At 66.7% G+C, this 19,813-nt stretch carries 22 protein-coding genes and 1 pseudogene; 11 read left to right on the forward strand and 12 right to left on the reverse strand.

Going from position 1 to position 19,813, the window contains the following annotated elements; translation table 11 throughout:
* The first annotated feature begins 8 nt into the window (after positions 1-8).
* A complete protein-coding gene (locus SLQ30_RS20215) occupies positions 9-1,205 on the forward strand; it encodes an XdhC/CoxI family protein (RefSeq protein ID WP_319448205.1) in 1,197 nt (398 codons plus the stop codon).
* Between the two features lie 46 nt (positions 1,206-1,251).
* Positions 1,252-1,815, forward strand: a complete 564-nt coding sequence (locus SLQ30_RS20220; RefSeq protein ID WP_319448204.1) for a hypothetical protein — start codon at positions 1,252-1,254, stop codon at positions 1,813-1,815.
* 25 nt (positions 1,816-1,840) lie between these two features.
* Here the strand turns inward: SLQ30_RS20220 and SLQ30_RS20225 are convergent, their stop codons facing one another.
* The gene (locus SLQ30_RS20225) at positions 1,841-2,473 is read right to left on the reverse strand and encodes a TetR/AcrR family transcriptional regulator (protein ID WP_319448203.1); all 633 of its coding nucleotides are present in this window, start codon (positions 2,471-2,473) and stop codon (positions 1,841-1,843) included.
* Between the two features lie 25 nt (positions 2,474-2,498).
* On the opposite strand from SLQ30_RS20225, the gene SLQ30_RS20230 reads away from it, so the two are divergent.
* From SLQ30_RS20230 to SLQ30_RS20240, 3 genes are read left to right on the forward strand one after another with little or no spacing between them, the layout of a single operon-like run.
* Complete coding sequence (locus SLQ30_RS20230) at positions 2,499-3,530, forward strand: Rieske 2Fe-2S domain-containing protein (RefSeq protein WP_319448202.1); 1,032 nt, start codon at positions 2,499-2,501, stop codon at positions 3,528-3,530.
* On the forward strand, positions 3,527-4,615 hold the full coding sequence (locus tag SLQ30_RS20235; protein ID WP_319448201.1) for a dihydrodipicolinate reductase: 1,089 nt from the start codon (positions 3,527-3,529) through the stop codon (positions 4,613-4,615). The genes SLQ30_RS20230 and SLQ30_RS20235 overlap by 4 nt, the downstream gene beginning before the upstream one ends.
* 10 nt (positions 4,616-4,625) lie before the next feature.
* Positions 4,626-5,531 carry an LLM class F420-dependent oxidoreductase gene (locus SLQ30_RS20240; protein ID WP_319448200.1) on the forward strand — a complete coding sequence of 302 codons (906 nt, stop codon included), beginning with the start codon at positions 4,626-4,628 and terminating at the stop codon, positions 5,529-5,531.
* Here SLQ30_RS20240 and SLQ30_RS20245 read toward each other — a convergent pair.
* Both SLQ30_RS20245 and SLQ30_RS20250 read right to left on the reverse strand, forming a co-directional pair.
* Positions 5,528-6,184 (reverse strand): VTT domain-containing protein, encoded by a 657-nt coding sequence (locus tag SLQ30_RS20245; protein WP_319448306.1) that lies wholly within the window; start codon positions 6,182-6,184, stop codon positions 5,528-5,530. The genes SLQ30_RS20240 and SLQ30_RS20245 overlap by 4 nt on opposite strands.
* Positions 6,185-6,255: 71 nt before the next feature.
* Positions 6,256-6,543, reverse strand: a complete 288-nt coding sequence (locus SLQ30_RS20250; RefSeq protein WP_319448199.1) for a hypothetical protein — start codon at positions 6,541-6,543, stop codon at positions 6,256-6,258.
* Between the two features lie 132 nt (positions 6,544-6,675).
* On the opposite strand from SLQ30_RS20250, the pseudogene SLQ30_RS20255 reads away from it, so the two are divergent.
* Together SLQ30_RS20255 and fbaA are read left to right on the forward strand one after the other, a co-directional pair.
* Positions 6,676-7,690, forward strand: a pseudogene (locus SLQ30_RS20255) (alcohol dehydrogenase catalytic domain-containing protein).
* A 232-nt stretch (positions 7,691-7,922) separates the two neighbouring features.
* Positions 7,923-8,960, forward strand: a complete 1,038-nt coding sequence (fbaA, locus tag SLQ30_RS20260) for a class II fructose-bisphosphate aldolase (RefSeq protein ID WP_319448198.1) — start codon at positions 7,923-7,925, stop codon at positions 8,958-8,960.
* A 67-nt stretch (positions 8,961-9,027) separates the two neighbouring features.
* Here fbaA and SLQ30_RS20265 read toward each other — a convergent pair whose 3' ends face one another.
* A complete protein-coding gene (locus SLQ30_RS20265) occupies positions 9,028-9,789 on the reverse strand; it encodes a DUF4878 domain-containing protein (protein WP_319448305.1) in 762 nt (253 codons plus the stop codon).
* 119 nt (positions 9,790-9,908) lie between these two features.
* On the opposite strand from SLQ30_RS20265, the gene SLQ30_RS20270 reads away from it, so the two are divergent.
* Positions 9,909-10,325, forward strand: a complete 417-nt coding sequence (locus SLQ30_RS20270; RefSeq protein ID WP_319448197.1) for a DUF3151 domain-containing protein — start codon at positions 9,909-9,911, stop codon at positions 10,323-10,325.
* A 51-nt stretch (positions 10,326-10,376) separates the two neighbouring features.
* Positions 10,377-11,477, forward strand: coding sequence for a hypothetical protein (locus tag SLQ30_RS20275; protein WP_319448196.1), 1,101 nt, complete (start codon positions 10,377-10,379; stop codon positions 11,475-11,477).
* Here SLQ30_RS20275 and SLQ30_RS20280 read toward each other — a convergent pair.
* Together SLQ30_RS20280 and SLQ30_RS20285 are read right to left on the reverse strand one after the other, a co-directional pair.
* Positions 11,474-12,379, reverse strand: a complete 906-nt coding sequence (locus SLQ30_RS20280; protein ID WP_319448195.1) for a cation diffusion facilitator family transporter — start codon at positions 12,377-12,379, stop codon at positions 11,474-11,476. The genes SLQ30_RS20275 and SLQ30_RS20280 overlap by 4 nt on opposite strands.
* A 150-nt stretch (positions 12,380-12,529) precedes the next feature.
* A complete protein-coding gene (locus tag SLQ30_RS20285) occupies positions 12,530-13,318 on the reverse strand; it encodes a cutinase family protein (RefSeq protein ID WP_319448194.1) in 789 nt (262 codons plus the stop codon).
* Between the two features lie 272 nt (positions 13,319-13,590).
* On the opposite strand from SLQ30_RS20285, the gene SLQ30_RS20290 reads away from it, so the two are divergent.
* Positions 13,591-14,079: a universal stress protein gene (locus SLQ30_RS20290; RefSeq protein ID WP_319448193.1), complete on the forward strand. Its 489-nt coding sequence runs from the start codon at positions 13,591-13,593 to the stop codon at positions 14,077-14,079.
* Here SLQ30_RS20290 and SLQ30_RS20295 read toward each other — a convergent pair.
* The 3 genes from SLQ30_RS20295 to SLQ30_RS20305 form a co-directional block, all read right to left on the reverse strand.
* A complete protein-coding gene (locus tag SLQ30_RS20295; RefSeq protein WP_319448192.1) occupies positions 14,076-14,669 on the reverse strand; it encodes a TetR-like C-terminal domain-containing protein in 594 nt (197 codons plus the stop codon). The two genes, SLQ30_RS20290 and SLQ30_RS20295, sit on opposite strands and share 4 nt — an antisense overlap.
* Entirely contained in the window at positions 14,666-15,466 is an 801-nt protein-coding gene (locus SLQ30_RS20300) for an alpha/beta hydrolase (protein WP_319448191.1), read from the reverse strand. The genes SLQ30_RS20295 and SLQ30_RS20300 overlap by 4 nt, the downstream gene beginning before the upstream one ends.
* A 126-nt stretch (positions 15,467-15,592) precedes the next feature.
* Positions 15,593-16,429 (reverse strand): LLM class F420-dependent oxidoreductase, encoded by an 837-nt coding sequence (locus SLQ30_RS20305; protein ID WP_319448190.1) that lies wholly within the window; start codon positions 16,427-16,429, stop codon positions 15,593-15,595.
* A gap of 220 nt (positions 16,430-16,649) precedes the next feature.
* Here SLQ30_RS20305 and SLQ30_RS20310 point away from each other — a divergent pair, with 220 nt between their 5' ends.
* Positions 16,650-17,387: an SDR family NAD(P)-dependent oxidoreductase gene (locus SLQ30_RS20310; protein ID WP_319448189.1), complete on the forward strand. Its 738-nt coding sequence runs from the start codon at positions 16,650-16,652 to the stop codon at positions 17,385-17,387.
* A 20-nt stretch (positions 17,388-17,407) separates the two neighbouring features.
* Here SLQ30_RS20310 and SLQ30_RS20315 read toward each other — a convergent pair whose 3' ends face one another.
* From SLQ30_RS20315 to SLQ30_RS20325, 3 genes are all read right to left on the reverse strand, one after another.
* A complete protein-coding gene (locus SLQ30_RS20315) occupies positions 17,408-17,755 on the reverse strand; it encodes a hypothetical protein (protein ID WP_319448188.1) in 348 nt (115 codons plus the stop codon).
* 137 nt (positions 17,756-17,892) lie between these two features.
* Positions 17,893-19,149, reverse strand: a complete 1,257-nt coding sequence (locus SLQ30_RS20320) for an MFS transporter (RefSeq protein ID WP_319448187.1) — start codon at positions 19,147-19,149, stop codon at positions 17,893-17,895.
* On the reverse strand, positions 19,146-19,790 hold the full coding sequence (locus SLQ30_RS20325) for a GntR family transcriptional regulator (RefSeq protein WP_319448186.1): 645 nt from the start codon (positions 19,788-19,790) through the stop codon (positions 19,146-19,148). The genes SLQ30_RS20320 and SLQ30_RS20325 overlap by 4 nt, the downstream gene beginning before the upstream one ends.
* Positions 19,791-19,813: the final 23 nt, after the last annotated feature.

Consider the following 19,813-nt stretch of genomic DNA (forward strand, 5'->3'; position numbering starts at 1 on the left):
TGGGCCTGGTGAGGGACGAGCTTCGCGAACTGCTGGCGGTCTGGCGCTCCGGCGGCACTGCCGGCGTCGGCACCGTCGTGCGCACGTACGCGTCCGCCCCGAGGCTGCCCGGCGCGGCGATGGTCGTCGCCCCCAACGGCACCGTCAGTGGCTCGGTGTCGGGTGGTTGCGTGGAGGGCGCCGTGTACGAGCTCGCCACCGAGGTGACCGGCACCGGGGTGCCGGTGTTGCAGCGTTACGGCGTCAGCGACGACGACGCCTTCGCGGTCGGCCTGACCTGTGGGGGGACCATCGAGATCTTCGTGGAGCCGGTGTCGCACAGCACATTCCCCGAATTTGAGGCGCTCGTCGCCGACATCGAAGCCCACCGCCCGGTGGCCGCCGCGACCGTCATCGCGCATCCCACCGCCGATTGGGTGGGCCGCCGCCTCGTGGTGCGCGCCGACGAGGTCACCGGTTCGCTCGGCTCGCGACGGGCCGACGCCGCCGTCACCGACGACGCCCGGGGGCTGCTGGCCGCGGGCCAGAGCGAGGTCTTGACCTACGGGCCCGACGGGCAGCGCCGCGGGGTCGGCATGGAGGTGTTCGTCGCGAGCCACGCGCCGCGTCCGCGCATGCTGGTCTTCGGTGCGAGCGACTTCGCCGCGGCGCTGGCCCAACAGGGTTCGCTGCTGCATTACCGCATCACGGTGTGCGACGCCCGCCAAGTCTTCGCGACGTCGGCGCGCTTCCCGACGGCGGACGAGGTCGTCGTCGACTGGCCGCACCGCTACCTGGCCGCCCAGGCCGAGGCGGGCGCGATCGACGCGCGCACCGTGATCTGCGTGCTGACCCACGACCCGAAGTTCGACGTTCCGCTGCTCGACGTCGCGCTGCGGCTGCCCGAGGTGGCCTATGTCGGAGCGATGGGCTCGCGCCGAACGCACGACGATCGCATGCAACGGCTGAGGGAAGCGGGCCTGACCGAGGCCGAACTCGACAGGTTGTCGAGCCCGATCGGATTGGACCTCGGGGCCCGCACCCCTGAGGAGACCGCGGTGTCGATCGCGGCCGAGATCATCGCAGCCAGATGGGGTGGCGGGGGACGGCCGTTGACCGAGGTGGCCGGCCGGATCCATCAGCATGACGGAGGGCAGGAGCGGAGCGACTCGGGAATTGATGCGGATCAACACAGTCAGTTGAGCGATTCCTTGACTCGACGGTAGGGAAACACCCGATTTGTCCGCGGCGTTGCCGAGTTACGTTCGGAGCATGGCCAAGGTCGAAAACGTGTTCGTGCTGGCGGTAGTCTGCGGCGCCCTGACGGCGTGCGGGTCGAACGCGTCGTCGACGGGCGCGGGCAATGAGTCGCGCGCCCAGAGTGCGGCCTCCGCACTCGAATCCGGAGCGGACACGCCCGACGCGGCCGAATCGGATGGTGTGGCCGCGCTCGACGCCTGCGCGCTGATCGACGCGGCAGACATCACCAAACTGCTTGGCGTGCCCATAGACGGAAAATCGACGTCGACGGATCCGAAGTTTCCGCCGGGGTGCATGTGGGAGAACCCCGACAACTACGAATCGGTTTCCCTTGAGATCGGCAATCCAGGCACCGCCCCAGGCGACACGCTGCCTGCGCCGGAGGAGGGATTCCCCGACCTGACCACTCCTGGACCCGACGGCATGCGGTTCCTGGGGCCTGGTTCGGTGGAGTTCGCCGCAGGCGGCCGGTCCAACACCGTTCAGGTCGCGGTGCTCAGCATGATCAGCGGTGAACAAGCCAACGACGCGGCGGTCGAGCTAGCCAGGAAGGTTGGGCCGAAGCTTCCCGAATAGGCTCTGCTGCACGACCTTTCGGTGGTCAGCGCGAGTGCTGCAGATAGTTGACGATCGCGTTGGTCATGCCGCGCCGGGCCAGGTCCAGGTCGTAGAACGAGCCGAGCTGGCGCTCGGAGACGAGGCCACGCATGGCGCCGGGGATGAACGAGGCCACCTCGCGCACGCGTTCGGGGTCGACGTCGACGTCGGCGAAGGCCGCCTGACAGGACTCGATCCAGCTGCGCCCCCACGACTGGAGTTCGGCCGCGGTCTGCGGATACAGCCGCTCCAGTTCGGCGCCGTCACGGGGGAGCGCCGAACGCAGCGTCTCGATGGCACGGGAGTCGGGAGCGCTGAGCCCGTCGAAGAGCAGATCGATGATGGCGGCGACACGTTCGTGCAGCGGAGCGGCGGGGGTGGCCTGCGAGGGCAGCAGGCCGCGGCGTTCGGCGGTGCGGCGTAGGACGGCGGCCCACAGCCCGTCGATGTCGCCGAACTGGTACTTGATGGCGCCCCACGTGGCGCCCGCGTCTTTGGCGATCCGGTTGGCCGACGCCGCTCCCGAGTCGCCGGTCGCCAGCGCGCGCAGCGCTGCGTCGAGCATGGCATCGCGCGTGGCCTGGCCGCGTTTGTTGGTCCGTCGCTCACTCGTCACCCCAGACACTTGACGAATCATAGAGGCCTCTGTGATTCTTGTCGACATGGCCAAACCGCCACTTTCCATGAAGCCGACCGGATGGTTTCAGGTCGCCTGGTCAGACCAGGTCGGGGTCGGCGACGTTCACCGGATGAAGTACTTCGACCGGGAACTGATCGCCTGGCGCGCACAGTCCGGGCAGGTGACTGTGATGGACGCGTACTGCGAACACCTCGGCGCGCACCTCGGCTTCGGCGGGCACGTCGAGGGCGAGGTCATCCAATGCCCGTTCCACGGTTGGCAGTGGAACTCCGAGGGCCGCAACGTCTGCATCCCCTACGAGCCGCGCCCCAACCGCGGCCGTCGCATGCGCACCTACCCGGTGGCCGAACTCAACGCATCCATCTACATGTGGCACGACGCCGACGGTCGGGAACCGTTCTTCGAAGCGCCTGACGTGTTCGCCAGCTTCGGCGGCGGCGGCAGCGCCGACGACTACTACCCGCAGCAGCGGCTGTACCGCGAAGCGCTGGAACTGCATCCGCAGTACGTGCTCGAAAACGGCGTCGACTTCGCGCATTTCAAGTTCGTGCACAAGACGCCGATCGTGCCAGTGTTCACCCGTCACGACTTCGCCGAACCGGTGTCCTACGTCGACTTCACCATCACCTTCGAGGGCGACGACGGGCAGAAGATCGAAGACGTCAACAGTGGGGTGGAGGCCGTCAACGGCGGCTTGGGCATCGCGGTCACCAAGAGTTGGGGCATGATCGACAACCGGACCATTTCGGCCATCACCCCCGTCGACGAGTTCACCTCCGACGTCCGCTTCATGGTGTACATCGGTCGCGTGCCGGGCAGGGACTCGCCGCGGGCGGAGCAGAAGGCCAAGGAATTCGGCGACGAGGTCATCCGGCAGTTCGCGCAGGACGTCCACATCTGGAGCCATCAGCGCTATTCGGATCCGCCCGCGCTGTCGACGTCGGAGTACGAGGGCTTCACCGCAATTCGCAAGTGGTCCATGCAGTTCTATCCAGATGGCCGCGGTGGTTCCGCTGCGGAACTCAACACGTCAGAAGGATTGAGCATCACATGAATTCACCGATCCGCATCTTCCAGGTAGCGACCGGCAACGTCGGCTCCGAGATGATCAAGCGCATCGCAACGCACCGAGACCTCGATCTGATCGGATTGCACTGTTACACACCGGAGAAGATCGGCCGTGACGCCGGTGAGATCGTCGGCGTGGCGCCCATCGGGGTCAAGGCCACCGGTTCGATCGACGACATCATCGCCGCCAAGCCCGACGTGGTGACCTTTCACGGCGTGTTCCCCGACGAGGACCTCTACGTGAAAGTCCTTGAGGCAGGCATCAACATCGTCACGACCGCCGACTGGATCACCGGCTGGCACCGCGACACCAACCATCCGCACCCGTCCGGCAAGCCGGTGACGCAACTGCTCTCGGAGGCCTGCGAGCGCGGCGGATCGACGTTCTACGGCACCGGAATGAACCCCGGCGTCAACCAGATCCTCGGGGTGGTGTGTTCGGCCGACGTCGCCGAGATCGAGAACGTCACCACCATCGAGTCGGTCGACGTGTCGTGCCACCACAGCAAGGACACCTGGATCGAGGTGGGTTACGGCCTGCCCGTGGATGATCCGAGCATTCCCGGCAAGCTCGAGAAGTACACGCGGGTATTCGCCGACAGCGTGCTGATGATGGCCGACTGCTTCGATCTGCAACTCGACGAGGTCAAGTTCAGCTACGAACTCGGCGCCTGCACCAAGGACGTCGACCTGGGCTGGTACCTGCTGCCCAAGGGTTCGCTCGGCGGCAACTACATCAAGTATCAGGGCATGGTCGACGGAGTGGCGCGGGTGGAGACGCACCTGGAGTGGCAGATGACGCCGCACACCGATCCGAGTTGGGATATCAAGGGCTGCTACATCACTCAGATCATGGGCGACCCGTGCATCTACAACAAGCACATGATCTTCCCGAAGCCCGGCGTCGACCTGTCGAATCCGGACAACTTCGCCTCGATCGGCATGACCGTGACGGGGCTGCCCGCGCTGAATGCCATCAAGTCCGTCGTCGCTGCGCCGCCCGGGCTGGTCACCAGTGCCGACCTCCCGCTGCGGGGGTTCGCCGGACGGTTCAAGAAATCGATTGCATAGAGTCAGCTAGGTGACTGACACCCAGCGTCCACCCGTCGACTTCCCAAGCCGCGTCGGCGTCTGGTGGGCCAGCGAGACCTGGGCCATGCCCGACGCCCAAGCGGTCGCTAAAGACATCGAATCCCTTGGCTACGGTTCACTTTTCATTCCCGAGATCGGCGGCAAGGATGCCCTGGTCGAGTCGATGGCCTTCCTGTCGGCCACCGAGCGGTTGGTGGTAGGAACCGGGATCGCCAACATTCACGTCCGGATCCCGCAGGCCGCCGAGACAGGCGGCCGCACCATCAACGCACTGTTCCCGCGGCGGTTCATGCTGGGCCTCGGGGTCAGTCACGGACCGCTCGTCGAACACGGCATCGGTGGCACTTACAGCAAGCCGTTGGCCACCATGCGCCAGTACCTCGAGAAGATGGCGGCGGTCTCGGAGGCGTTCGAGCCCGGTGCGCCCCGGCCCGTGCGGGTACTCGCGGCGCTTGGTCCGAAGATGATCGAGCTCTCCGGGACCGACGCCGACGGCGCTCACCCGTATCTGGTGCTGCCCGAACAGACCAGGGTCACGCGCGACATCGTCGGGCCCGACAAATGGGTCGTCTCCGAGCAGGCCGTCACCGTCGGCGGCACGCCCGACGAGCAATTGCAATGGGCGCACGGGCATCTCACGGGCTACAGTGCGCTGCCCAACTACCGCAACTCGTGGCTGCGGCAGGGTTTCGACGAATCGGATCTGGTGCCAGGTGGCTCGGATCGGCTAGCACGTGCGTTGGTCGGCACGGGCTCGACCGAGCAGGCGGCCGCATCGGTGCGGGCCCACCTCGATGCCGGGGCCGACCACGTCGTGCTTCAGGTGATCGGCGCCAACCCGACGGCCGACCCGCGGCCCGCGTTGCGTGAGCTCGCCGCCGCGCTCGAACTCTAGGACTGCCCGGCTGCCGGGCCCGCGTGCTTGGCCGCCCGGCGCCGCTTCAGCCATTCGATGATGAGCGGGGTGACCGAGATCAACGCGATGAGGATGAAGATGGGTTCCAACAGCTTCTGGATGATCTCGAACTGCCCGAGCCCGTACCCCAGCAGCACCAGCCCGATGCCCCACACCACCGCACCGACGACGTTGAAGAGCGTGAACACCCCGTAGCCCATCCGGGCCGCGCCCGCGGTGATCGGTGCCAGCGTCCGGACGATCGGAACGAACCGGGCCAGCACGATGGCGAAGGGCCCGCGCTGCTCGAAGAAGGCGTGCGCCTCGTCGAGGTAGCGCTGCTTGAGGAACCGCGCGTCCGGCTTGAACATCGACGTGCCGATGCTACGGCCGATCCAGTACCCGACCTGGCCACCGAGCACGGCGGCGATGGGGATGAACACCAGCAGTTGCCACAGGTGAAAGTTGGCCTGGACGGCTTCGGCCTGGGCCGCGGTCCCTGCGGCGAGCATGCCCGCCACGAAGAGCAGCGTGTCGCCGGGCAGCACCGGAAAGAGCACACCCGACTCGATGAAGATGACCACAAGTAGGCCCACCAGCGCCCAGGTGCCGAAGTAACCGAGCAGCGTCAGCGGGTCGAGAAAACTCGGCATGAGGGCCAGGTTGGTGGTGGTCACGGTGCTCAAAGATACCGGTAGGAACCTAAGCGCCAGCTGAGGCGGACTCAGCCTCCGAAATGTGCGTCGAAGGCGGGGGTGAGCCGTTGGGCGGGCAGCCCGGCCCGCTGGCAGGTCTCGGCGACGAGGTCGGCGGAGTCGGCAGTGAACACTCCGAAGAGCACTTCGTCGGTGGGGACGGCGAGGATCGTGAGCAGCCGCACGGATGAGCCCGCCGCGGACATCGACGCGGCGCAGTCGTCGAGCGTGGCGGCGGTGTCCTCGATGGGCTCCTCGGCCACTCTCGGGCCGTACCACTCGACGAGGTAGCAGGGCACCGGCGTGGCGTTGCTCATCGAATTCACGGTAATCATTCGTCGGCCAGAAGAAATCGGGGGTTTCCCTATGGTTTGGTGTGAGTTTGGCCCGTGATGAGGAGCTTCCGAATACCGTGCCGGGAGCCGATGCGGCGGCAATAATCTCTGAGCATGCCCACGCACAAGGCCGTCCATGTGGCGTCCGCGAACCAGCCACTTACCCTCGTCGATGTCGAGACCACTTCTCCGCCTCGCGATCAGGTCCGAATCGCCGTCGCCGCGTGCGGGGTGTGCGGAACCGACCGCGAGTTCCATGCGGGCCACTTCCCTGGCATGCAGTGGCCGCTGACCTTGGGGCACGAGATCGCGGGCACGGTCGCCGAAGTGGGGGACGGCGTCGAGGACTGGGCGCTCGGCGATCGCGTGGCGGTCGGCTGGTTCGGCGGCAACTGCAACCGCTGCGTGCCGTGCCGCAAGGGTCAGTTCATGCAGTGTGAACGTGGGCAGGTGCCCAGCTTGAGTTACCCGGGCGGCTACGCCGAATCGGTAGTGGCGCCGGCGACGGCGCTGGCGCGCATCCCGGACGGGCTGTCGTTCGTCGAAGCGGCCCCGATGGGCTGCGCGGGGGTGACGACGTTCAACGGGTTGCGTGACACGCGGGCGAAGGCCGGTGATCTGGTCGCCGTGCTCGGCGTCGGCGGACTCGGCCATCTCGGGCGTGCAATTCGCCCGTGCGATGGGCTTCGAGACCGTCGCCATCGCGCGCGGCCAAGGCAAGGCCGACGAAGCGAAGAAACTGGGCGCCCACCACTACGTCGACTCGACCGCGTCGGACGTCGCCGCGGAGCTCAAGAAGCTGGGTGGCGCCACCGTGGTGCTCGCCACGGCTAACAACCCCGAGGCCATGGCCGCGACGGTCGGCGGCCTCGCCCCGCAGGGACAGTTGGTCACTATCGGCGTCTCCGCGGACAACCTTCCGATCAGCCCCCTCGACCTCATCACCCCGGGTTTGTCGGTCACGGGTCATCCGTCGGGCACCTCGCGCGACGTCGAGGAGACGATGCACTTCGCGCTGCTGTCCGGTGTACGCGCATTGGTCCAGGAGGTCCCGTTGGCCAAGGCCGCGGAAGGCTTCGAGACCATGGACAGCGGCAAGGCGCGCTACCGCGTGGTGTTGACCACCTAGCCCTGGCCGTCCAATTGGCCCATCCGGTTGCGACGAGCTCGGCGACGCGTTGTTCGGATGGATCAACCGAGCGTTTCAGCTGGTTAAGCATCCGTCTAGCCGGGGCTTTGTGCCCCCGGCAGCCACACTTCTTCGCCGGGATTCACCAATCGCAGTGGTCGGGCTGCCACGTCGTCGCCGTTCTTGAGATACTGCACGAGACACCTGAGCCGTATCGCCGAGAGGAACCCCCATGCCCATCGCCACCCCCGAGGTCTACGCGGAGATGCTGGGCCGTGCCAAGGAGCACTCGTTCGCGTTCCCGGCCATCAACTGCGTCGGCTCGGAGTCCGTGAACGCCGCGATCAAGGGCTTCGCCGATGCAGGCAGCGACGGCATCATCCAATTCTCGACGGGTGGCGCCGAGTTCGCGTCCGGGCTCGGCATCAAGGAGATGGTCACGGGAGCGGTTGCGCTGGCCGAGTTCGCGCACGTGATCGCCGCCAAGTACGACATCACCGTCGCGCTGCACACCGACCATTGTCCGAAGGACAAGCTGGACACCTACGTCCGTCCGCTGCTGGCCATCTCGGCCGCGCGGGTCGCCAAGGGCCAGGACCCGCTGTTCCAGTCGCACATGTGGGACGGCTCCGCGGTGCCGATCGACGAGAACCTCGAGATCGGTCAGGAACTGCTGAAGCTCGCGGCCGCCGCCAAGATCATCCTCGAGGTGGAGATCGGCGTCGTCGGTGGCGAGGAAGACGGCGTCGAGGCCGAGATCAACGACAAGCTCTATACGACGGCGGCCGACTTCGAGAAGACCATCGAGGCGCTCGGCGCAGGTGAGCACGGCAAGTACCTGCTCGCCGCGACCTTCGGCAACGTGCACGGCGTGTACAAGCCGGGCAACGTCAAGCTCAAGCCGGAGGTGCTCAAGGAGGGCCAGGAGGTGGCCACGGCCAAGCTCGGGTTGCCCGCGGGTAGCAAGCCGTTCGACTTCGTCTTCCACGGCGGCTCGGGCTCGCTGAAGTCCGAGATCGAGGACTCGCTGAACTATGGCGTGGTGAAGATGAACGTCGACACCGACACCCAGTACGCCTTCACCCGGCCGCTCGCCGGGCACATGTTCGCCAACTACGACGGCGTGCTGAAGATCGACGGCGAGGTCGGCAACAAGAAGGTCTACGACCCGCGTAGCTACCTGAAGAAGGCCGAGGCTTCGATGACCGAGCGTGTCGTCGAGGCGTGCAACGACTTGCACAGCAGCGGCCGCAGCGTCTCCGCCGGCTAACCCCCCCTTGCGATTTCGGCGCGCTTTTCCGGGCTGACACCCGAAAAGCGCGCCCAAATCGCAAGGATTACTGGGGGGCCTGGCAGATCTTCCACTGCTCGTCGCGGAACTCCAGGTCGAAGCTGCGCGTCGAGCGGGTGGCCGGATCGAACGCCATGAACGTCGTGACGTTGGCCTCGGCGTGCTTTTCGTGCACGACGACCTGGTCGATGCTGGCCACCACGGGGTACTGGCGGGCCGCGGCAACGCGCGAATGGATGTCGGCCCACCGCTTGTCGTCGTAGCGGATGTAGCTGTCGGCCGTGATGCCGCACGTGATGCTGCGCAGGGTGTCCAGGTCGCCCTTTTGGATCGCGGTGTCGAAGTTGGAGATGGTGGTGCGCACCAATTCCTCCTGCGAGGCCTTTGGTGTTTCGTTGCGGGTCAGCAACACCGTGCCGAGGATGGCCACGGCGACGATGGCGGCGATCACCAGGAGCACGGCGATGACCCAGCCCCAGCTGCGGCTGCGGCCCGGGGGCTTCGGCGCGTCCGTGCGGCCCGGAATGAGTTGTGGGGCAACCGAACCCGCGGCCGCTATCGGTTCGGTCAGGGCCGCGTCGCCCGGCGGGGCGAATATCTCCGTCTCAGGTTCGGGCGCGGTGTGCATGACCTGCGTCTTGCCTGCGTCGAACGCCGAAGGGGCGGTGAAGCGGCGCTCGGGTGTGGCCGAAGGGGATTCGCCACCGGCCGCCGGCTCGGGTGCGCCGGTGTCCGTCCCCGGTTCGGCCACCACCGAATCGGCTGCGGTGGGCTGCGGGTCCCCGTCAGTCCCCGATGGGTTCGACATGCCTGCCTCAGCCTCCTCGTACTGCTCCCCTTGGAGCTTATCCACCCGCGCCGAGCTTCCGCTGCCAACGCTCCCGGCCCTGTGGTCAACGCCCAGTGTCCGCACGGCACAATAGGCATATGACGAGGATGGGCGATCTGCTGGGGCCGGATCCGGTACTGCTACCCGCGGACACGGAAGCCGAGGCCGAACTCGCGGCGGGTGAGCAGGCGACCACCGTCGCCGCGGCTCATCCGGCCGCGTCGATCGCGTGGGCGGTGCTTGCCGAAGACGCGCTCGATGACGACAAGGCGATCACGGCGTATGCGTATGCGCGCACCGGCTATCACCGCGGGCTCGACAAGCTGCGCCGCAACGGGTGGAAGGGGTTTGGGCCGGTGCCGTACGCCCACGCGCCCAACCGTGGATTCCTGCGGTGCGTCGCCGCGCTGGCCCGCGCCGCGGACTCGATCGGCGAGACCGACGAATACGCACGCTGCCTGGACCTGGTCGACGACTGCGATCCTGGGGCACGCTCCCAGCTTGGACTCAGCTAGTTCCCAACCCTGCGTGGCACGCTCACCGTCGTGAGTCCCGTGCGTCGGTGCATGAATATACTGGCGAGTGCCGCAGCCGTGGTGATCGTGGTCCTCGCTGCGCTCGTGGTGCAGGCGCTGCGCGTTCCTGGCACCGACGGGGTCGAGGCCAAGCTGGCCGAATGGGGGCGTGATCACGGCCTGAACCGTGAGGTCACGCTCCTCGAACGCATCCAGTACGACGAGGATCCGCCCGCCGTCGGCGGTTCGCCGCCCGGCGGCATCGCGGTCCCTGCCGGTGCGGTGACCCGGGTGCTGCCGTCGACCGCATTGGACCCGACGCCGCTCGGGGTGCTGGCCCCGGGACCGCGGCTACCCAACGAGGGCACGTGGCAGACCGTCGTCACCGTGCACGGCGGCGCTGCCGTCCAGGTCGCGGAACTGCGGCCGGATGCGTCGCACACGTCCTTCGTCGCAGGCGTCATGCGCATGGACCCGAAGCTGATCCGTGGCGAGCTGCGGCCCGGCACGCGGGATCCCGGCGGTAGCTGGAAGGAGGCGACGTCCTTGACCGCACCCGAGCAGCGCACCGTCGCCGCGGTATTCAACGGCGGGTTCCGCCTGAGCGATCCCAGCCATGGCGGCTACTACAGCGATGGCCGGACCGTCGTACCACTGCTCGACGGAGAGGCGAGCCTGGTGCTGCACACCGACGGCGCGGCCGACGTCGGCACGTGGAACGACGAGGTCCGGATGGATCCGACAGTGGCAAGCGTGCGGCAGAACCTCGTCCCGCTGGTCGACGGCGGCCAGGTCAATCCGTCGTGCGCCACGGGCGGCCAGAAGGAGTGGGGCAATACGGTGGGGCAGGCCGCCTTCATCCAGCGGTCCGGGTTCGGAGTGACGGCCACCGGAGTCGAGGTGTACGTCGGCGGTCCGGCGCTTTCGGTGTGCAGCCTTGGCCGCATCATGGCCGACGCGGGCGTGGTTCGCGGGATGGAGCTCGACATCAACCCGGCGTGGGTGAGTGGGGCGTACTTCCCCAACACGAACGGCAACCAATCCAGTAGTCCGCCAAAGGGTTTCAGGCTGTACCCCGCTGAGCGCGTCGACCCGCAGCACTACCTGCGCTCATCGAGCCGGGACTGGCTGGCCTGGTTCACCAGGAGCTAGTCGCAGCCACCGGTTTGCTGCTCGCAGTCCTGCGACGTCTCGGGCGGTTCGACCTGGACGGTGGCGTGCTCGAGCCCCCGCGCGGACAGCACCGCCCGCGCGTCCGCAAGCACCTTGGCCGAATCGCCGCGGCACGTGACGTGGGCGGTGGCCATGTCCTTACCGGGTACCAACGTCCACACGTGCAGGTCGTGTACGCCCGTCACGCCGTCCACGGACTGCAGCGCGGTGCGCAGTTCGTCGACGTCGATGTGGCTCGGCGACGACTCCGAGAGGATGCGCAGGGCGGCCCTGGCGAGCGAGATCGCCCGCGGCAACACCCACAGTGCGACGAGCACGGCGACGACGACGTCGGCGTACGGCCAGTGCGTCGTGACGGTCACGATGCCCGCGATGAGCACGCCGATGCTGCCGACGGTGTCGGCGACGACCTCCATGTAGGCGCCCTTGACGGCAAGGCTGTGCTCCGAATGCGAGCGCAACAGTAGGACGACGACGAGGTTGGCGAGCAGTCCGGCCAGCGCGACGACGATCATCGGAACGCCGGGCACCTCGGGCGCGTTGCCGAGCCGTTGGAAGGCCTCGAACAGGATGAAGGCCGCCATCCCCAGCAGCAGCGCGGCGTTGGCTACCGCGGTGAACACCTCGGCGCGGTGCCAGCCGTAGGTGCGGGCCGCCGACGCGGGTCCGTGGCGGGCCAACAGGACGGCCGTCAGCCCCATGAACATCGCGACCAGGTCGGTGAGCATGTGGCCTGCATCGGCGAGCAGGGCGATGGAACCGATCAGGAGCGCGGTGGTCAGTTCGATGACGAAGAAGACGGCCAACACCATGGCGGCCAGCACCATCCGGCTGACGCGGGTGTCGGCGCCGCCGTGGCTGTGATCGTGACCGGCACTCATGTCAGCAATATATGCGCAAACCCGCATATATCGCAAGCGGTTGCTCAGGTGTGCGGAAGGAGGGCGGCGGCGGCGGTGTGTGGAACGCATAGCGCCGACGGCCGGAACCGTCCACAGTGGACTGGGTTCCGGCCGTCGGTCGGTGCTTGTTCAGTTGCCGGGCTCGGCCTCGCCAGCCGTCTGAACCAACGTCGCGGCAGGGGCGGGAGCGCCTAGCCGACCCGCCACGAAATCGGCTGCCTGATCGGCCATCCCGTTGGACTTGTACGAGCTATGTGCGGAGCGTTCCAGACCACCGGGGAAGCAGACCGGATCACCGGGGGCACACAGCTGGATGGTCTTGGCCGTGTACAGGTCACCGATGGCGATCGACGGGGCACCGCGATCGACCAGTCCCAGGAACCAGTCGTCGGGCGTGCCGAAGAGGGCGACAGCCGCGACGTGCGAGGCGACTGAAGCGGGCATCGGGCCCGAGATGCTCGCGGGCAGGGCGAATCCCTCGGGCACGGTGCTCGCGGTGGTGTAGCCGGCGACCGCTGCACCCTGCGAGTAACCTCCGAGCACGATCTTGGTCGACGGGCATTGTGCGGCAATCGACTGAATCTGGTTGCTGGCGTCCGCGACTCCGTCAACGGCCTGGCCGAAGCTCAGCGATGCCGGGTAGTTCACCGCGTACACGCCGACGGACTTGCCCGGCAGGCGGGCGGTCAAGGCGTCGACGAACGCCTGTCCGGTGGCGCCAACACCCGGAGCCTCGAGCGTGCCCCGAGCGAAGACCACCTCCACGGCGGGACACGAGTCGTCGGCGGCATTCGCGGTCGCCGTTGTACCGGCGAACATGCCCACGACGATCGCGGCCAGCGCGAGTGTGGTGAACGTCGCCGATTTCGCCAGCCGCACAATCGTTTGGGCCGTGCGGGCTAGTAGAGATGTACGCATGAGGTGCTCCCCGTCCATTGCCATCGCTTCTATGTAGAGGTGGCATCTGCCTGCTACAAGTGGGGATTTCCGAGGTTCGATACCGGGACTGTCAAGTGATGTATGTCACCTGCGAAAAAATCGGATTCGGGGATGTTCGACGGTCGCCGAAGCGTTTGCCAAGGCTCCCGCTGCCGCTTCCACGGCGCTGTCGGCCAGGAGGTTGAAATCTCAGCGGTGGCGGTCCAGTCGGAGTTAGGGTGCTTTGTCGCGTCCACCGCAGAGGAGTCAGCATGAGTGGCTATCGGACCGTAATAGTCGGAACCGACGGCTCGGATTCGTCGATGCGTGCGGTCGAGCGAGCTGGCGCGTTCGCGGCGCAGGAGAACGCGAAGCTGATCGTCGCGACTGCGCATTTCCACCATGAGGAAAAGGGCGGCTGGTCAAGGGCGCCTTCACCCGACCAGGTGAGTGATCGCCGTGCCGAGGATGCCCTCGGACGCGATGGGTACCGGGTGCACGGCGACGCGAGTGTTTACGAAATCCTTCACGATGCCCGCGATCGCGCCAAGGCGGCAGGGGCCAAGGACGTCGAAGAGCGGGCAGTGGTCGGTGCCGCCGTCGAGGCGCTCACGAAACTGGCCAAGGACGTCAAGGCCGACTTGATAGTCGTCGGCGACGTCGGGCTGGACTCGGTGGCCGGGCGGCTATTGGGCTCGGTCCCCGCGGAAGTCGCGCGCAAGGCGAAGATCGACATCCTGATCGTTCACACTGCCAGCTAACCAGTCACGAGGCTGCTTGTGAGTAGGTCGAGCAGGTACTCGTAGGTAGTGGTGGAGTCGGGCGTCAGCCCGATTCGGGCGTGTTCGATGGTGACGGCACCGTGCATTGCGCTCCAGACGGCTTGTGCAGCCTCGGCCGAATCCTGTTCTGGCGCATCGGTTCGCATTGCCCGGATCAGTTCGACCAAGACGTCGAACACTGCGTGACCGGCAATCGCGACGTCGGACGACTGGTCTTCGAGCGGACTGCCCGCCCCGAAGATCAACGCGTATCGCGCGGGATGCCGAAGGGCGAAGGTTCGGTAGTTTCGGCACGACTGGCGAAAGCGTTCGATCGGTTCGACGTCCGTCGGTACCTCGATGGCTTCGCCGAGCTGGTTCATGGCCCGCATCGCCAGCGCGGCGAGCAAGCCGTCCTTGTTCTCGAATCTGTTGTAAACGCTCATGGGCGAAACCGCGGCCTGCGCCGCGACGGCGCGGACCGTGACCCCACCGGTTCCGTCGCGATCCAGCACGGTCTCGGCCGCGTGTAGTAACGCGGCCGAGACCTGATGGCTGGCGGTGCGGCGGCGGACCGGAGCCTTGCTCATGCCGACGCGGTGACCTCGCGGTGGGCCAGCCAGGCCAGCGAGATGTCAGCGACGTCGCGCCATCCGTGATCGATGGTCAGCGAGTGTCCGCGGCCCTCGAATTCGTGGAAGTCGGTGATGGCGTTGGACTTTGCGTACAGCCCGTGGGTGGCCTTCGCGGACACGAAGGGCACGGTGTGGTCAGCGGTGCCTCCGGTGATCAGCAGCGGCCCCCTGGTGCCGTTGGCGGTGTCGACCTTCGCAGGCGACTTACCTGAGAAGTTCGCCGCTGCGGCTTGGAACAACGGCTTGCCCGGCGACGGGATCGACCACTGCGCCCAGAGCTCATCGGATTCGGCTTGGGTCAAAGCGTTTCCGAACCCATAGCGCCACTGCGCTTCTGTCAGTGCCTTGGCGCGTCCGCGGTTGAGCGGGTTACCGAGCACCGGAAAGGCTGACCGAAGCTGAGCGATCGGAAGCGGCTTGACGCCCTTGATAGGAGCGGGGTCGATCGCGATCGCTGCGGCAACCTTGTGCTGCCCCAGGAGCTTTTGGGCGATGAGGCCGCCGAAGGAGTGCCCGATCACCACTGGCGGGGTGTCGAACTGTTCGACGATGCGTGCGAAGTGTTCGGTCAACTCGTCGATGCCGAAGCCCGCTTGATCAGCCGGGTTCTTGCGAGTCTCTTCGACGGTGTCGTGTTCACCGAGCCACGCCGGAGCGATGGCGTGGTGGCCCTGTGCGGCGAAGCGGTCGATCCACGGCTGCCAGGCAGTGTGGGCGATCCACAGCCCGTGGATGAAGACAACGTTGGTCATGGTGGGTCCTGTCGACTTCTGGTGTCGTTCGGTTCGGTGAGTGCTGCGACGCCTTATAGAACGACGTTACATAAGCATCGCAGCGTCTAGAACCGCTTCGGGACCGCGAATATTTCCAGCACTCGGTCACTGCGCGTGAAGCGCCAACTCGGATGCGAGTGCGACGAGCTGGTCGAGCGTCGCCAACGGGTCCGTCGCCTCTGTGTCGACGGGGAAGACCACCCGCTCCACGTCGAGCTCGGTGTATCCGGCGACGAGCTCCGCCTCGGCCGGACCCACGTGCATGACCGTCACGGGCACGTCCCAGCCGGCGAGTTCGCGCAACCGTCGAATCTGGTCGCCCAGTCCGTCAGGCGACACCGGGTTGGGGAACCAGCCGTCGCCCGCTGCCGCGACCCTGGGGAACGCCTTTTCTCCTCCGCCGACGTAGACCGGGGGATGCGGGCGCTGTACGGGTTTGGGCCACGAATAGATCGGGTCGAAGTCGACGAACGCGCCGTGGAACTCCGCCTCATCGTGATGCCAGATCTCCTTCATCGCGAGGATGTGCTCCGTCGCGATGGCCCCACGCCTGGTGGGATCTCCGCCGTGGGTCGCCATTTCCTCGGTGTTCCAGCCCGTCCCGATCCCGAAGATGAACCGGCCGTTCGAAATCAGATCCAGCGAGGCGATGAGCTTCGCCGTCACGGTCGGATCCCGTTGGGCGACAAGTGATATACCCGTGCCCAACAACAGGTGATCGGTGGCTCCGGCCATGACGCTGAGCGCCACGCACGGATCGATGGTGTGGGACAGCGAGGCTGGCCGGTCGCCGAATGGATACGGTGACACCGCCTTGACGGGAATGTGGGTGTGCTCGGCGAGGAAGATCGAGTCGAACTCGCGGTCTTCGACGGCGCGACCGTATTCGGCCGGGGTGACCCTCGACTGATCGGTAAAGGTGCAGTTGATGCCGAACTTCATCCGGACTTCCTTCTGGTGTCTTCTGGCTCCGCCGCGGGATGCAGTTGAACGCGTGGCAAGTCAACCCGCGCAGCGACACGAGCAGAAGGGCGAACCTTCCTGGGTGTAGCACTCCTAGGAAGCCGCGCCCTTCTGCAGAAGTCGTTGCGCGAGTTGACTCGAGTCACGCTCGCTGATGACCAAGCTCGCGAAAACCGGCACAACAGAACGGGAATCAATCATGGGACAACTCGAAGGCAAGGTAGCGCTCGTCACCGGTGGCAGCGCAGGCATCGGACTCGCGACGGCTCGGCGCTTCGCCGCAGAAGGCGCGCAGGTCTACCTGACCGGACGCCGCAAGGACGTGGTGGACGCCGCCGTCGCCGACATCGAGGGTGACGTGACCGGAATCGTCGGCGACGTATCAGATCTCGGCTCGCTCGACGCGCTCTACGCGACCATCACCGCGCGCAGCGGTCGGCTCGACGTGGTGGTTGCCAACGCCGGTGGCGGCAGCATCATCAGCCTGGCCGACATCACCGAAGAGCACTATGACGAGACGTTCGACAGCAACGTCAAGGGCCTGGTGTTCACGGTGCAAAAGGCACTGCCGCTCCTGCACGACGGCGCATCGATCGTCCTGCTGTCGTCGGTCGCGGGTATCAGGGGCCTTCCCGGCGTGAGCGTGTACGCCGCAACCAAGGCTGCCATCCGCAACTTCGCCCGCTCCTGGGCCATCGAATTGGCGCCGCGTGGCATCCGGGTGAGTGCGCTGTGCCCCGGGCCCGTCGCCACACCCGGTATGGCCGAATTCGCCGCACAAGTTCCAGCAGACGACGGTTCGGTTGTCGCGACCCCGATGGACCGCTTGGGCGATCCGGGCGAAATCGCCGCAGCCGCACTATTTCTCGCATCGGCTGAGTCGTCGTTCCTCACCGGTTCGGATCTGATCGTCGACGGCGGTCAAGCCGCCGCCTGACGGGTCTATGAGGCGACGTGTCAGCTCACCGGCGTGCCGGTCGGCGTTATCGGCTGCGTGATGGACCCCAGCTTTGGCCCCAGCGGGATGTTGTGAATGTTGTTGGCGGGTGGCGCCACACAGTTTCCCGTGTGCTCGGAGATGTTCCCGCCGCTGTTGAGGCAGCAATAGAGGTCTTCCACTGGGGCCTTGTGCAAGACCTGATTCAGCGTGATGCAGCGGTCGTAGGCCTCGATATCCCATTCGGCGCTGGCGATCGCGGTGTGCCCGAACGCGCTGGCTCCGATCGCAATCGCGCCCGCGAGCAGTGCGGCACGCGCGAAACGCCCCTTCCCTACTGGGCGGGCGGTGAAGTTACTGGTGTCCATGATGTCTCCTTCGGTGTTGGCGGCTCCGGCGAGCTGCTTTCACTAGGAAGGAGTGAGTAGGGGCGCCGGTGGCGACACATTTTTGCAGCCAGTTTTTTGGTAATCGCTGGCGGCAGGAACCAGTGGTTGGGTCGCCGCTAGGCGATGTGTGCGGCGCTGGGCGTCCGAGGTTCGAGGTGCTTCGACCAGCCCGACGCGCAGCACGCGGTGCTGACGAGTGCGAGCAGTCCGAGGCCCGTCAGCATCGCGGGGTAGCTGAGGTAGTGGCCGAGGCCCGCCAACACAGCCGGCAGTAGGAAGCCCAGGTAGGCCAGCGAGTAGTAAACGCCGGTGATGCCTGCCAGGTCGTCGGGTTCGGCGATTCGTTGGATCTCGAGCAGCCCGGAAACGATGGCGATGCCGTAGGCGCTGCCGAGCAGCACCGCCACGAACATCGCCACGACGGGGGATCGGGTGACCGCGGTTGCCACCGCGGCGAAGACGCCCATGGCCATGAGCACCATCGACACCACCACGGCCCGCGCGCTCGAATGGTCGTCGAGCCGGCGCGCGATGGGCTGGACCAGCACGCCGCTGCCCAGCGTCAGGACCGTGAGCCCGGCGGTATACAGCAGGGCCCAGGAACCCAAGGTCTCGGCCACCAGCGCAGGCACGATGGCGTAGGCAATGCCTGCCGAGCCAAAGATCCACGGCGCCATGGGAATAACGACGTGCACGAAACGTCGATGACCCGCCGACGGCACTCTGAGTGCACGGAGGAGGGAACCGCCGGTCGAGGCGGTCCTGGTCTCCGTGGTGCGGCATGCCACCGCCCACAGCGCGGGCAGACACAGCGCGGCTTGAACCAGGTACGTGAGCACCAGCGGTAGCGGTGCGAAGGCTGCGAGCAGTCCGGCGCACAGCGGGCCGACGCCGAATCCGAGCGTCAGGCATATCGACGCCCGGCGTGCTCCGGCTCCGACCGACGCCTGCTCGAACGGCGGGCGGGACAGTTCGGTGATCCACGCCGAGCCCACGGCCATGGCGATGCCGACGGCCAGTCCGCTGAACAGTCGACCGATGAACAAGGCGTCAAAGCCCCACACGTCACCGATGGCGAGGATCAGGCTTCCGACACCGGAACTGACGACGCCGATCGCCATCACGATTCGTCGACCGTGCCGATCCGACAGGGCGGCGGCGACGAGCAGTCCGGGCACCAAACCGAGCACGTAAGCGCCCAGCAGGACGTCGACGTCGACCCGGGTGTAGCCCGAGTGCTGCGCGTAGGCAATTAGTAACGGAGTGAATTGATTTCCGCCCCAACCGATCACGAAGATCGCCGATGCGACGGCGACCCACGGTCGCATGCGGCGCTGAGCGTGTGGCGTGGAGCGGAGTTCGACGGCCGTCATCCCAGCACCACGCGATAGGTCGCCTCAAGGTGTGTCACCAGGGTGGCCTCGAAGCGAGCGACGTCGCGCTGCGCGATCGCCGAGGCGAGTTCGTCGTGCTCGTCGATCAGCAGCGTGACCCGCGCGGAAGCGGCCGAGACGGCGTCGGCCATCATGCGTCGCTGCCGGTCGCTGAGCACGCCATAGAAGCGTTGGGCGATCGCATTGCCGGACACTTCGACGATCCGTCGGTGAAACGCGTCGTCGGCCGCGGTGAACAACTGCAGGTCGCCCGATGCCGCGCTGCGTCGCTGCTCCTCGATCAGGTCGGTGAGGTCGGCGAAGACGGAGTCGACGGCCGCGGGGGTGCGGCACAGCCGGCGAACGGCGGCCACCTCCAGTGCAAGGCGCATCTCCAAGAGGTCGATGGCGTCGCGCGGCGAGACGGGTACGACGATGGCGCCGCGGCGGGGGAGCAACTCCAGCAGATCCTCCGCCGCCAGCCGTAGGAAGGCCTCGTGCACCGGGGTGCGGCTCACGCCGAGTTGGGTGGCGACCTCCACCTCGCTCAGCAGCTGGCCACCCCGTGCGCGCCCGGACACGATCTGGTCCTTGGTGGCCTGGTAGGCGCGCTCGGCGTTCGAGGTTTCCGTGGTGGGCACGACGGACACTATATCAGGTATGC

The sequence above is a fragment of the Mycobacterium sp. RTGN4 genome (assembly GCF_033804635.1).
GTDB lineage: Bacteria > Actinomycetota > Actinomycetes > Mycobacteriales > Mycobacteriaceae > Mycobacterium.